General features: G+C 67.7%; 9 protein-coding genes and 1 riboswitch. Of the genes, 4 read left to right on the forward strand and 5 right to left on the reverse strand.

The window, feature by feature from the left end:
* Positions 1–224: 224 nt before the first annotated feature.
* Positions 225–2822, forward strand: a complete 2598-nt coding sequence (locus tag AC1MFI_RS06370) for a cation-translocating P-type ATPase (protein WP_479820274.1) — start codon at positions 225–227, stop codon at positions 2820–2822.
* Here AC1MFI_RS06370 and AC1MFI_RS06375 read toward each other — a convergent pair.
* The gene (locus tag AC1MFI_RS06375; RefSeq protein ID WP_479820275.1) at positions 2785–6090 is read right to left on the reverse strand and encodes an HAD-IA family hydrolase; all 3306 of its coding nucleotides are present in this window, start codon (positions 6088–6090) and stop codon (positions 2785–2787) included. The genes AC1MFI_RS06370 and AC1MFI_RS06375 overlap by 38 nt on opposite strands.
* Positions 6080–7129 (reverse strand): zinc-dependent alcohol dehydrogenase family protein, encoded by a 1050-nt coding sequence (locus tag AC1MFI_RS06380; RefSeq protein WP_479820276.1) that lies wholly within the window; start codon positions 7127–7129, stop codon positions 6080–6082. Before AC1MFI_RS06380 ends, AC1MFI_RS06375 begins: the two co-directional genes overlap by 11 nt.
* 830 nt (positions 7130–7959) lie before the next feature.
* Positions 7960–8075: riboswitch (SAM riboswitch) on the forward strand.
* A gap of 50 nt (positions 8076–8125) precedes the next feature.
* Here AC1MFI_RS06380 and AC1MFI_RS06385 point away from each other — a divergent pair.
* The 3 genes from AC1MFI_RS06385 (at position 8126) to AC1MFI_RS06395 (ending at position 10803) form a co-directional block, all read left to right on the forward strand.
* Positions 8126–9025: a MetQ/NlpA family ABC transporter substrate-binding protein gene (locus AC1MFI_RS06385; protein WP_479820277.1), complete on the forward strand. Its 900-nt coding sequence runs from the start codon at positions 8126–8128 to the stop codon at positions 9023–9025.
* A 90-nt stretch (positions 9026–9115) separates the two neighbouring features.
* Positions 9116–10144: a methionine ABC transporter ATP-binding protein gene (locus tag AC1MFI_RS06390; protein ID WP_479820278.1), complete on the forward strand. Its 1029-nt coding sequence runs from the start codon at positions 9116–9118 to the stop codon at positions 10142–10144.
* Positions 10144–10803: a methionine ABC transporter permease gene (locus tag AC1MFI_RS06395; RefSeq protein WP_479820279.1), complete on the forward strand. Its 660-nt coding sequence runs from the start codon at positions 10144–10146 to the stop codon at positions 10801–10803. The genes AC1MFI_RS06390 and AC1MFI_RS06395 overlap by 1 nt, the downstream gene beginning before the upstream one ends.
* Before the next feature lie 486 nt (positions 10804–11289).
* Here AC1MFI_RS06395 and AC1MFI_RS06400 read toward each other — a convergent pair whose 3' ends face one another.
* The 3 genes from AC1MFI_RS06400 to cynS form a co-directional block, all read right to left on the reverse strand.
* Positions 11290–12369, reverse strand: coding sequence for an NADP-dependent oxidoreductase (locus tag AC1MFI_RS06400; RefSeq protein WP_479820280.1), 1080 nt, complete (start codon positions 12367–12369; stop codon positions 11290–11292).
* A gap of 89 nt (positions 12370–12458) precedes the next feature.
* The gene (locus tag AC1MFI_RS06405) at positions 12459–13283 is read right to left on the reverse strand and encodes a formate/nitrite transporter family protein (protein WP_479820281.1); all 825 of its coding nucleotides are present in this window, start codon (positions 13281–13283) and stop codon (positions 12459–12461) included.
* 24 nt (positions 13284–13307) lie between these two features.
* Positions 13308–13760 (reverse strand): cyanase, encoded by a 453-nt coding sequence (gene cynS / locus AC1MFI_RS06410; protein WP_479820282.1) that lies wholly within the window; start codon positions 13758–13760, stop codon positions 13308–13310.
* Between the last annotated feature and the right edge of the window lie 134 nt (positions 13761–13894).

The following is a 13894-nucleotide window of genomic DNA, read 5'->3' on the forward strand; positions in this document are numbered from 1 at the left end:
GCCCGCGCCCGGCCAGCACCCGGGCCTCCTCGCCGACCTGGCGTCCGGAACCGCGACGAGTGCCGGAGGGCCCTGCCCAAGGGCGGATCAGGAGCCCATACTGGACCGGTGCCCCTAGGGTCGGAGAAGATCGTGGACCTCGCTCGTCGAACCGGGCCGGCCGGAACGCCGCGCTCTGAAGCCGCAGTGGTGACCCCCTGCCCGTCCGCGAGCGGTTCCCGGCCATGACCACGACCGCCGAAGGCCTCAGCACGGCGGACGCGGCCCGGCACCGTGCAGCGGACGGACCCAATCTCCTGCCGCAGGCGCGCACCGTTCCACGGTGGCGGGCGTTCGCCGCGGAATTCACCCACTTCTTCGCCGTGATGCTGTGGGTGGCTGCAGCCCTGGCCTTCGTGGCCGGCATGCCGCAACTCGGTGTGGCCGTGACGATCGTGGTCATCATCAACGGGGTATTCGCCTACGCGCAGGAGGCCCGCGCCGAACGCGCGGCGGCGCAGCTCCGGGCCATGCTCCCCGCCCAGGTGCTGGTGCGGCGTGACGGCAGGGCGGTGGGCATCCCCGCCGCGGAGATCGTCCACGGCGACGTGGTGCTCCTCTCGGCCGGGGACAGGATCCCGGGCGACGTCGAATTCGCCGTGACCGAGTCCTGCACCGTGGATGAGTCGATGCTCTCGGGGGAGAGCGAGCCCGTGCCCAAGAAGCCCGGCGATGAGGGGTTCGGCGGCACGTTCCTGGTCAACGGGAATGCCGAGGCGGAGGTCACGGCCACCGGGAGGCGCACGAGGCTCGCGGCGATCGCCTCCCTGACCGCCGCCGCGCATCCACCCCGAAGCCCCCTCGACGTCGAACTCCGCCGGGTGGTCCGCATCATCTCGGTGGTCGCCCTGACGATCGGCGGCCTGTTCTTCGCCGTCTCCCTGCTGGCCGGTACGTCCTGGCGGGACGCGTTCCTGTTCGCCATCGGCGTGTCCGTGGCACTGATCCCCGAGGGGCTCCTGCCAACGGTCACGCTGTCCCTCGCCATGGGTGCCCAGCGCATGGCGGGCCGGAACGCACTGGTACGGCATCTGCAGGCCGTCGAGACGCTCGGGTCCACCACGTTCATCTGCACCGACAAGACCGGCACCCTGACGCAGAACCGGATGAGCGCCGTCGAGGTCTGGACCCCGGAGGGCGCCGTGACGCTGAGCGGCTCCGGCTACTCCCCGAGCGCGAGTATCACGGGCGGCGCGGACGCCGTCGAACGGGCGCGCGGGCTTGCACTGGCCGCGTGCGCCGCGTCCCGTGGACGGGCGGTGCTGCACGGCGACCAATGGACCGCTGAGGGCGACCCCATGGAGGCGGCGCTGGACGCGTTGGCCCGCCGGCTGGACCGCGGACAAGGCGCTCCGGAGGTTCCGGTCGACGTCCGCTGGCCGTTCGACCCGGCCCGGAAGCGCGAATCCGTGGCAGTCGCCGGGCGCCTGCTCCTGAAGGGCGCCCCCGAATCCGTGCTCCCGTTGTGTGTGGCGCCCGCCGACCTCTCGGCCTGCGCGGCCGCGCTCGACGACATGGCTCGGCGCGGCCTGCGCGTCCTCGCCGTGGCCGAGCGGGTGCTACCCGGCACGTCCGGGCGGGACCGGGCCTGGCCGGACGATCCGGGAGTCCTCGAACAGCAGCTGACACTGCTCGGGCTCGTGGGCCTGCACGACCCGCCACGGGCATCGGTGGCCGAAGCCCTGCGCGCCACGCGGACCGCCGGGATCAAGGTGGCCATGCTCACGGGGGACCATCCGACGACGGCGGCGGCGATCGCCGCGGAGATCGGGCTGCTCGGTCCCGACCGGACCGTCCTCGAGGGCAAGGACCTGCCGGAGGACGAGCACCTGCTCGGCGCGCTCCTGGACCGGGACGGCGTGGTGGTCAGCAGGGTGTCCCCGGAGCAGAAGCTGAGGGTCGCGCGGGCCCTGCAGCTGCGCGGACACGTCCTGGCGATGACCGGGGACGGGGTCAACGACGGCCCGGCACTGCAGGAGGCCGATATCGGGGTGGCGATGGGCGCCAGCGGAACGGACGTCGCCCGGGAAGCGGCTGACCTCGTGCTGCTCGACGACGACTTCGCGACGATCGTCGCCGCCGTCGAGCAGGGCCGTGCCACCTATGCGAACATCCGCCGCTTCCTCACCTACCATCTGACCGACAACGTCGCGGAACTCACTCCCTTCGTGGTCTGGGCGCTGTCCGGCGGAAGCTTCCCGCTGGCGCTCGGGGTGCTGCAGATCCTGTTCCTGGACATCGGGACGGATCTTCTCCCGGCCCTGGCTCTGGGCAGCGAGCGGGCCGACAAGCGGGCCATGCGACGCCCGCCGGAACGCCGGCACCTCATGGATACGCGGCTGATGGTGCGCGTCTTCGCGGTCCTCGGCCCGGTGGAGGCCGTCTTCGAGATGGCCGCCTTCACCCTCACCCTCTGGCTGGCCGGGTGGCGGCCCGGGGAGGGGTTCCCCGCCGCCGGGATCCTCGCGGCGGCTTCCGGGGCGGCGTTCACCACCGTGGTCCTGGCGCAACTGGCCAATGCCTTTGCCTGCCGCAGCGAGTCCGTCCCGCCGTGGCAGCTGGGCTGGCGGACGAATCCGCTCATGCTGCGGGCCGCGGGCGTGGAACTCGCGGCACTGCTGGGGTTCCTGCTCATCGTGCCTGTCGCCGACATGCTGGGGCATGCGCCGCCCACGACGGCCGGTCTGCTGGTGGCGCTGCTGTCGATGCCCGCGCTGCTGGCGGCGGACTCCTGGCACAAGCGGATCAGGCGCCGGAGGAGGGCGGCGGCGGCCGCAGGCTGATCCGCACCGTGCTGCCGGGCTCCACCAGCATCACGTCCCGTCCCACGCGGACGCGGACGGGATCAGCGGTGCTCTCGGCGGCGATCACCGTCAGCATGTCGTGTTCGAGGGTGACGCCCAGCGGCAGCCCCCGGTACCGGATCCGGAAGGAGACCTGCCGCAGGTCCGTGGGCAGGCGCGGGGCGAAGACGAGCGAGTCGGCGCTCATCCTCAGGCCCGCAAAGCTCCGCTGGATCACGTCGACGCTGCCGGCCATGGCGCCGAGGTGGATGCCCGTGCGCGTGGTGCCGCCCTGGGTGTCGTCGAGATCGGCGTCGAGCGCTTCACGGAAGGTGGCCCATGCGCGTTCCGGGTTCGACGCCGCCAGCACCGAGGCGTGGGCCACCCGGCTGAGGGTGGACCCGTGGGCCACACGGGCGAGGTAGTACTCCACCGTCCGCGCCTGCTGCTCCTCCGTGAGGGCGTAGCCCATCCGTCGGAGCCTGCGCACCAGCTGGTCCTTGCCCAGGACGTAGAACAGCATCAGGACGTCGGCCTGCTTGGAGAGCCTGTACCGGTTGGTGCTGTCCCCCTCGGCGCCCAGGATGAGGTCCAGACGCTCGATGTTCCCGTAGGTCCGCCGGTAATGCTCCCAGTCCAGCTCCCGGAGCTGCCCATAGCCCCGGAACTGGCTGATCACGCCGTCGTGGAAGGGCACGTGCAGCCGGCGTGCCAGGAGGTCCCACCGGTCCAGCTCGGCGCCGGTGATGTGGAGGCGGCGGCGCAGGTCCCTGCGATCACGGCCGCGGACGGCGTTCATGATCCTCGCGGGGCGGGAGCAGACCCAGGAGGCCATGACGTTGGTGTAGGCGTTGTCGTCGATGCCCTGCCCGGCGCGGTCCGGGTAGCCGTCGTGGTACTCGTCCGGCCCTACGACACCGAGCAGATGGAACCTGCCGTCCTGGGCGTCGTACTCCGCGGCGGCGGCGAAGGAGCGGGCGATCTCGACGATCAGGTCCGCTCCGTGTCCGAGGATCCAGTCGCGGTCGGCGGTGGCCTCGTAGTACTGCCAGGCGTTGTAGGCGATGGCGAGGCCGCCGTGGCGTTGCAGGTGGGAATGATCCGGCGTCCACGACCCGGAGAAGCGGTTGTAGAGCCACGGCGGGGTGTCCTCGGTCCCGTCGCTGCCGCTGCGCCACGGGAACATGGCCCCGGCGAGCCCGGCCACACGCGCGCGATCGCGGGCCGCGTCCAGGCGGCGCCACCGGTACTCCAGCAGCGAGCGGGTCACCCACGGGAGGCGGGACGTGATCAGCGGCAGCACGAACAGGTCGTCCCAGAAGATGTGCCCGCGGTATCCCTCGCCGTGCAGCCCGCGCGCCGGCACGCCCGCGTCGAGATCCGCGGTGTGCTCGGAGAGGGTCTGCAGCAGATGGAACACATGGAGGTTCAGGACGAACTGGGTCTGACGGTCGGCATGCAGGTCGAAACCGAACAGCTCCAGGAGCGGCCGCCACGTGTCCTCGTGGGCGGCGAGCGCCGGCGTGAAGCCTCCCGCCGCGCGGGCCAGGACGGCGAGCGCCGCGGACAGGGGTGAGGACAGCGCCCGGTCCCTCGAACTGATGACGGCGGCGGTCTTGCAGACGGTCAGGGGCACTCCGTCCGCGAGGGCGGCCGCGTGGTGCTGCAGCCAGCGGGCGCGGGTCCCCCCGGCGTCGTCCGGAGCGGGACTGCTGACCACCTCTACGGGGGTGCCACCCGGACCCGTGACATCGACCCGCACTGCGACGGCGACCCGGAGGCAGCTCTGCCGGGTCAGCACCTCCACGATCTCGACGCCGGAACTCACGCGGCGGCCCAGGACGTCGAGGTGACGGCCCCCCAATGCCGCATCTTCGGGGACGTTGCCGTTGACCACGTCCGCGTCGATTCCCGTGCGGATCTCCACGGCCCCGCTCCACCCGCGGGCTGTCAGGGTGGTCTCCAGCACGGCCAGGCCGGGCTGGGCCATGGAGACGATCCGGCGCTGGTGGACGTCCAGCCGCCTGCCGTGCGCATCCTCGAGCACCGCCCGCCGGGACAGGAGCGCTCGCTTCAGGTCCAGCTCCCGGCGCTGCTGCAGCAGGGTCAGGCCCCCCTCGGACCACCACGGGCCTGCCTGCAGCCGGAGGTCGAGGGGCAGCCAGTTCGGGAGGTTGACCAGGTGCTCGCCCTCCGCCTCCTCCCCGCGCACGAGCTCCGGGCACCGGTTGTAGATGCCCGCCAGGTAGGTGCCGGGGTAGTGGGCGGCGTCCGCGTGGGCCTCCGGGGCGGCGCCGCGGGTGGCCATGCGGCCGTTGCCCAGGGTGGTCAGCGCTTCGCGGTGGCCCTCGTGCCAGGGGTCGAACCCTTCGTAGATGAGGTGCCACCGATGTGTGAGGACCAGGCCCATGTCCAGCTCGCGGACGTCGTCGAGCACGATGTCGGCACCGGCACGTTCGAGAGCAGTCCGTTGCGCCGCTCTGTCGATGCCCACGATCAGCCCGAACCCGCCGTCGCGGGCTGCGCGCACGCCACTCGTGGCATCCTCGATGACCACCGTGCGGGACGGGTGCGCCTTCAGCCGCCGTGCCGCCTCGAGGAAGGTGGCCGGGTCCGGTTTGCCCGGCAGCCCGAGGTCCCCGGCGATCGTTCCGTCGACGACGACGTCGAACGCCCCCTGCAGCCCCGCGGCGGCGAGCACCGACACTGCGTTGCGGCTCGCCGTGACCAGGGCGCACGGGACACGGCTCTCCTGCAGCCGGTGGATCAGCTCGACGGTGCCCGGGAAGGCCAGCACACCGTGCCGGCGCAGCTCGTCGAGGAACAGGGCGTCCTTGGCCGCGCCCAGGCCCCGCACGGTCCAGGCTTCCGGTGGGTCCGACGGCGTGCCGGGCGGCAGCTCGATCCCGCGGGAGCGCAGGAACATCTCCACGCCCTGCTCCCGGGGGCGGCCGTCCACCCAGGCGTAGTAGTCGCTGTCCGCGAAGGGGCGCAGATCCGCGCCGGGTGGGACCCGTGGATCCGCCAGGACGGCGTCGAACAGGTGTTTCCAGGCGGCCCGGTGCACCGACGCCGTGTCCGTGACGACGCCGTCGAGATCGAGGATCACGGCGTCGAACGGGGAGACCGTGCCCGCAACCGTGGGAGAGACGGTAGGGGTGACGGTGGGAGTGACCGTGGGAGCGCCGGTAGGGGCGACGGTGCCGTGCCGGCCGGGTCGGGGCGCCGGCCCGGCTCGGGGGATGCCGACGCCGGCCTCAGGCTCCACCGGGCCCGCCGGCCATGTGCAGGACCGCTGCACCGTTGACGCGGTCCTCCGCCAGATCCGCCAGGGCGCGGTCCGCGTCGGCGAAGGCATATCGCTGGATCGTGGGACGCAGCGGGATGCGGGCGGCGAGTGCCAGGAGTTCCCGGCCGTCGGTCCGGGTGTTCGCCGTGACACTGCAGAGCCGGCGTTCCTGGAAGAGTTCCTCGGCGTAGTGCAACTCCGGGATGTCGCTGAGGTAGATGCCCGCGATGGCCAGGGTGCCACCACGGTCCAGCGCCCGCAGCGCGGCGGGGACGAGGGCGCCGGCGGGCGCGAAGAGGATGGCGGCGTCCAGCGGCTGCGGTGGTTCCGCGGCCGCTTCCCCCACGAAGGCTGCGCCCAGGGCCGAGGCCAGGCGACGGGCGCTCTCGGAGCGCGTCATCACGGCTACCTCCACTCCCTCGAACATCGCGACCTGCGCGGCGAGGTGGGCGGACGCTCCGAACCCGTAGATGCCGAGCCGGCCGCCCGGCCGTACCCCGGAGCGGCGCAGCGCCCGGTACCCGATGATCCCGGCGCAGAGCAGCGGTGCGGCTTCCTCGTCGGAGAATTCCGGCGGCACGGCATACGCGAAGGCCTCCGGGACGGTGACGAGCTCGGCATAGCCGCCGTCGTCGTCCCAGCCCGTGAACCGCGGAGACAGGCACAGGTTCTCGTCGCCGCGGACACAGAAGCGGCAGGTGCCGCACGTCGAGCGGAGCCACGCGATTCCCACCCTGTCGCCGAGGCGGAAGAGCCGGCAACCGGGCCCGGTCTCCACCACGTCACCGATGATCTCGTGTCCCGGCACCGTTCGCGCGTGCTTCGCGGGCAGATCGCCCTCGACCAGGTGCAGGTCGGTCCGGCACACCCCGCAGGCCCTGACCCGCACCAGGAGCTCGCCCGGACCGGGGACGGGGTCGGGCCGGGTGCCGAACACCAGCGGCGGGGCGCCGACGCCGGTCACCGGCCCGGCGTCGCGGGCATGCCGGGCGTCGCAGTCGATCCACCAGGCCCGCATGGCCTACCCGCCCTTCCGGGCCGGATCGGGGTTGCCCGTCCGAGGCCGTGCCGGATCGTGGATCTGTGCACCGTCCTCGAGGGCCATGGGAACTCCCCTGTGTAGAGCCCCCATCGTACGCTTCACGAGCCCTGCACTCCGGGGGTGGTTCTTCCCTGTCCGCGCCGGGCGGACCCCGGACTCGGCGGGAGCGGTCCTATCACCGGTCTCGCCATTATCCGCAGTGCCTGCTGTGACCAACGGCGGAGGCACTGCAGCGGCAACCGGAACCGCTGCGACAACCGCGGCCACGGATGCCTCAGCTACCGCTGCGACCGGGGGCGATCGATAGCTCTTGCAGCGCACCGGTACTGACCGGCGGCACTGGCGGTCGTGAAGCCGCAGGCGTTGCAAGCTCCGGCAGTAGCGGTGGTACAGGAGGAAGACCGGGCGCCGGAAGCACCGGTGGACTCGGTGGTTCGAACGCGTCCGGCCCGTCCGGGCGAACGGGCGGGAGTTCCGGTAAGAGTTCCGGTGGTCCTCCGGACGCAGAGCAGCGGCCGGAACGGTTTGTGGCGGAGGTGTCACCGATCAGCGTTGCCGGCAACGGAGCGGTGGTGCTGGCGGGAACAGCGGGGTCCGGTTCGAACGGGCCAACGGGCGCGCAGCCTCAGGCCGAGCGGACCCGCGCACCTACAGAATCGCCGACCGAGTCACCGGCCCATTCAGCAGGAGGCGAATCGACGGCTGAGGGCTTCCGGGCGGGCTCGCCGAAACGTTCGGACCCTTTATGACGTTCGTGGACGTGACTTTTTGGTTCTCAGCTGAGGGGTCATTTATCGTCATCACAGAATCAAGAGTTCCAGTCGATGGCCCTGGCCGGCTGGGCAGCAACCCTCTCCCGTAGTGGGGTGCTCCAGGTGAAGATTCGGCCGCCGGGTCATGTCCTGGACGGCAAGTATGGACTCTCCGATGTGCCGGGCTGTCCGCCTGGCATTTTTTCTTGAAGGAAGAATTATGACCTCCTCCCGTAAGTTCCTGGCCGTCGCTCTTGCCCCGTTCCTCGCCCTGACTGTCGCGTGCGGCTCCTCCGGCGCCAGCACCGAGGAGGGTGCTGGCGGAGAGAACGAGAAGGTACGCCTCGGTGTGGTCGGAGCGAGTGACCCCGAGTGGGCGATCTTCACGGATGCGGCTGCAGAGGAGGGAATTGACTTGGAAGTCATCGACTTCGCGGAGTACACGCAACCCAACCCGGCCCTCAGCGAGAGCGAGCTGGATCTGAACCAGTTCCAGCACCTCGTGTACCTCGCCCGATACAACGTCTCGAGCGGCGAGGAGCTCACCCCGGTCGGTTCGACGGCGATCTACCCGCTGGGTCTCTACTCCACACAGTACGAATCGGTCGAAGACATCCCCGAGGGTGCCACGGTGGCCGTACCCAATGACGAGAGCAATCTTGCTCGCGGGCTGCTTGTCCTGCAGTCCGCCGGGCTAGTCACTCTTGAGGACGGTGGCAGCGCCTTCTCCACCATCGACGACATCGACGAAGGAGCGTCGAAAGTCACGGTTACCACCCTGGATGCCTCCTTGACCCCGACATCTCTGCCGGATGTTGCCGCAGCCATCATCAACAACGATTTCGTCGAGGACGCGGGTCTGAGCTTCGAGGATGCCCTGGCCAAGGACGATCCCGCTGACCCGGCCGCAGCCGCCTACGTCAACGTATTCGCCTCACGTGCCGGTGAGGAGAACAACGAGACGTACCAGAAGCTGGTCAGTATCTACCAGGACACGCAAGAAGTCACCGGTGCCGTGCAGGAGACGTCCGGTGGAACGGCCGAGTTCCTCAAAGTACCTACGGAGGAGTTGAAGAGCTCGCTGGAGAAGGTCGAGGAAGATACCCGGGCCCAGGGCTGATCACCTCTGACACCGTGTGGCCGGCCCGTGGACATGTCAGGACCATCCGACGTCGTCGGGTCGGCCGCACAACCTCCCACCTAGGACCCCATGCCTCTCATCTCCTTGCGCAACGTCACCAAGAGCTTCCCTCCGGGGCGCCGCGGTGAGGCCCCCGTTAACGCCATCGACAATGTCAGCCTCGACATCGAGGCCGGCGAGATCTACGGCATCATCGGGTACTCCGGCGCCGGCAAGAGCACCCTGGTGCGCCTGATCAACGCACTGGAGAAAGCGACTTCCGGTGAGATTGTGGTGGACGGCCAACACGTAACAGGTGTTCCCGACCGGCAACTGCGCACCCTCCGCCTCGATATAGGCATGATCTTTCAGCAGTTCAACCTATTCAGCGCCAAAACTGTATGGAACAACATCGCCTACCCTCTCCGCGTCGCCGGCAGGACACGCACCGAAATCCAGGAGCGGGTTACGGAACTGTTGGATTTCGTCGGGCTCAGCGACAAGGCCTCGAACTATCCCGAACAGCTCTCAGGAGGCCAGAAGCAGCGCGTCGGTATCGCACGGGCCCTGGCTACATCCCCGAAAATCCTCCTGGCCGACGAGGCAACCTCCGCACTGGACCCGGAGACCACGCATGAGGTCCTACGCCTGTTGCGCCGCGTGAACGAGGAACTGGGTATCACCATCGTGATCATCACCCACGAGATGGACGTCATTCAAACTCTGGCGACCAAGGTGGCCGTCATGGACCGCGGCCGAATCGTCGAACAGGGAGACGTGTTCGACGTCTTTTCCAACCCACGCGAAGCCTCGTCCCAACGTTTCGTGTCCACCGTGATCCGCGGCATCCCGGCACCGGACGAGCTGGCAGCACTCCGCGAACGACACGAAGGACGCATCGTCACCTTCTCCTTCCGCGACGGGGACCCCTCCCAAGCATCCGTGTTCCTCGAACTGGCAGCCGCCGGAATCGAATTCGAACTCGTATATGGCGGTATCAACGACATCCGTGGACGCGCCTTCGGGCACCTCACCCTCGCCCTCAACGGACAGGACGACGCCATCGACGCGACTCTGCAGCACATGGTAAGCCGAATCAATGTAAGAGAGCTCGCCTGATGGAAGACCTCCTACCCCTCACCCCGCAACTCTGGGAAGCAACCTACGAGACCCTCTACATCGTCGGTTTCAGCCTGCTCTTCGGTGGCATCGGCGGGCTCCTCCTGGGCATCGGCCTCTACACCACCCGGGCAGGCAGCATCCTCGGCAACCGCGCCGTCTTCGGAACACTGAACGTCATCGTCAACATCTTCCGACCCATCCCATTCATCATCTTCCTCGCCGCAGCCCAGCCCCTCGCCAGGGCGGTAACAGGAACCGGTATCGGCAACAGCGCCATCATCTTCACGCTGTCCCTGGCCGCAACGTTCGGCATCAGCCGCATCGTGGAGCAAAACCTGCTGACCGTCCAACCTGGCGTTATCGAGGCAGCACGCTCCGTCGGAGCCGGAAGACTGCGCATCATCCTCACCATTCTCATCCCCGAAGCCCTCGGTCCACTGATCTTGGGGTACACGTTCATCTTCGTGGCCCTCGTCGACATGTCAGCAGTTGCCGGGTCCGTCGGCGGTGGAGGACTCGGAAACTTCGCCATCCAATACGGATACCGCCAGTTCAATCCTGTCGTCACCTGGGCCGCCGTCCTCGTCATCGTCCTACTCGTACAAGCAGTGCAGCTCCTCGGCAACGTCCTCGCGAGGAAAGTCCTCCGGCGCTGACCCAACCTCAGCTATGCAACCGGTGCAGCCAGTGTCACTGATCGAGGTGATCCTCAAGGGGCTGAAGGGAGTCGCGTGCCTACGCGGGGGCGTGTGAACTTGGTGGCGGCGTGACTAGCACCTGTTACCCCATCGTGCAGCAGACCCCACGGTGTAAATCCGGCCAGACGTCGTGTTCCCTACTACCTGACTCGTGTGCGGTGGCTTTGAGTACGGCGTCCATCACCAACTGGATGGAAGCCGGAGAAGACGAACGGACAACAAGCACCCGCGATGCTCTCCGGGGCATCACCTCCGCCCCGAACCGGGTTCACGCACTCTGATGCGGCAATGCCGTAGTCCTCGCGCGGGCAATGCCCCATCAGAAAGACGACTATTCCAGGGTCCGATGATTGGTGGCATGCTCACGCAGTGGTCGTGATTGATCACGACCACTGCGTGAGCATCGAGAGTGCCGCGGCAGTCCGAGCGGCTGTCTCAGCCGGTTCAGAAAGTCAGCACCAAGCGACCGCGGACGCCTCCGGCTTCTAGGCGACGGTGCGCTTCGAGTGCTTCCTCCGTGGGCAGCGTGTCGGCCACGCGTAGCGTCAGGGTGCCTTCCTCCACAGCTTGCCGCAGTCCGTCGAGCTTCGCGGCGGAGCGATACTCGTCGAACACCCATACCGCTTCGAAACGGATGTCTCTGGTCGGTTCTCCCTTCCAGCCCCGTACCGAGACGAAGACGCCTCCGTCGCGCACGACCGGCACGACGTCGTTGTGCAGCAGTGCTGTGTCGGCGACGGCGTGGACACCATCCGGGAAGATTTCCCGGATGCGATCTGCGAGTCCGTCGCCGCGGTCGAGGACGTGGTCGGCTCCGAGGCCTTGAACCAGGTCGCGGTCCTTCGGTGCTGCATCAGCCACCACCACCAGGCACAGCTGCTTCGTGAGCTGAATGGTGTAGTTGCCCAGCGTTCCGGCCGCACCGGTCACAGCGATGACCTGCCCGGGCTGCAGCGCGGCGAGCTCGAGGATCTGCACAGACGTCAGGCCATTCATCGGAAGAGTGGCGGCTTCCTCGAGCGTCGTGTTGGCCGGGATGCGCGCGATCGAGTCGTCGGGTGCGATGAGGTATTCGGGGTAGGCTCCGCCGTGCTGCCCGAGGGGCAACGCGATGGCCATGACTCTGTCGCCCACATTCCATGTACTGCCCTCACCCACCTCGTCGATGACACCGGCCGCGTCCATCCCTGGCATGTAGGGCGGCTCCGACTGGCTCATGTCGTAAGCACCCGTGCGGACGTTCGTGTCAGTCGGACTGACGGCGGCAGCCCTCACCCTGATCCGTACTTCCTCCTTACCAGGATGTTGCTCGGGAGATCCTGGACGGTGAGAACCTCGGGACCACCGAACTCTGTAACTCCGATTGCTTTCAAGACAAACCAACTCCGTAATCTCGTGTTCAGTGCTGCCGGGCGTCGAGCGCCGTGGTGTTCGGCAGCGCGTCGTTGTGCGATAGCGTCCACAGCTCATGGTGTCTGGTGGAAACCTCCGACGGTTCCAGAGCGGAGAGTCGGGCCGAAGCATTCCTACGATCACTGGTCAGTTCACTTTTATGGCAGAAGGAGAACCAGCCGGATGGGATACCGACTGGTTCTTCCATCAGAGGCGAGTACTTACTTGTACTGAAGCTTGCCTTCACGGGAAGGGGCCGTTTTCGCGTGGGTAATGTAGATGACGAATCCCACGAAGGTCAGTCCTCCTACGAGATTTCCGGCTACCGTCGGGAGCTCGTTCCAGAGCAGGTAGTCGGTGACGGTGAAGTTCCCCCCGAGCATCAGTCCGATGGGGAACAGGAACATGTTGACGATCGAATGCTCGAAGCCCATGTAGAAGAACAGCATGATCGGCATCCACATGGCGATGACCTTGCCCGGGAGGCTATCGGACATCATTGCTCCGACGACGCCTGTTGACACCATCCAGTTGCACAAGACGCCTCTGACGAAGAGCGTCAGCATGCCTGCCAGGCCGTGGTCCGCGTAACCGACGGTGCGGCCTTCGCCGATGGTGCCGATGGCCTCACCGACCGCGCTCGGCGGTGAGGAAAATCCGTAGGTGAAGACAATGGCCATCAGGATTGCCGTTGTCAGCGCACCGGCGAAGTTACCCAGGAAGACCAGGCCCCAGTTGCGGAGCATCGCCGCGCCGGTCACGCCGCGGCGTTTGTCGAGCCAGGCCAGCGGCACCAGGGTGAACACGCCTGTGAGGAGGTCGAATCCGAGCAGGTAGAGCATGCAGAAGCCGACCGGGAACAGGACGGCACCCAGGAGTGGTTGTCCCGTCTGCACACTGATCGTTACTGCGAAGGCTGCTGCCAGGGCAAGAATTGCCCCTGCCATATAGCTGCGAATCAGCGTGTCGCGGGTGGACATCAGTGCCTTTGCTTGGCCTGCGTCGACCATGCGGATGGCGAAGTCTTTTGGTGTTACGTATGACATGCGCGTCTCCGTTTCAGGCTCGGTCTACCACTGGTATTTGAGGAATTTGCCGTCGATGGTGATGCGCACCCGATCACCGTCGGGGTCTTCGCGGCGTTCGACGGCGACGTTGCAGTTGATGGCGCTCATGATGCCGTCACCGAATTCCTCGTGTATCGCCTCTTTGAGCGCAGGACCGTACACGGCCAGGAGTTCGTAGAACCGGTAGATCGTGGGATCGGCCTTGAGGCTGTCTCCGATGATCCGGTACGGCTGCTGCTGCAGGGCCATCACGGTGTCGTCATCGAGTCCCAGCAACTCTCCGACCGCCGTCGCGGTATCCGCTGGAACGGGGTGCGAGCCGAGCAGAGCAGCGATCGTCCAAACCAGAGGACGGTCGATGTGCTCGGCCACCGCAGCCCAGCTCACCCCGGTGCGTTGCAGGGATTTACGGATGGTCTCGGTGGCGTCATCACGAGAAGTGTTCCAGGAAGTCACGAAGTCTCCAGTTGCGAGGGGCGGCGGCACTGCGCCGATCTACGCCTACTCCAGCAGGGGAATGAGGACGAACCCTAGGCCGTCTGCGCAGACCATCCTGCAAAAAGCGCAGCCAGAACAGGATTTACGCAGGG

Source organism: Arthrobacter sp. BC5 (assembly GCF_056680255.1).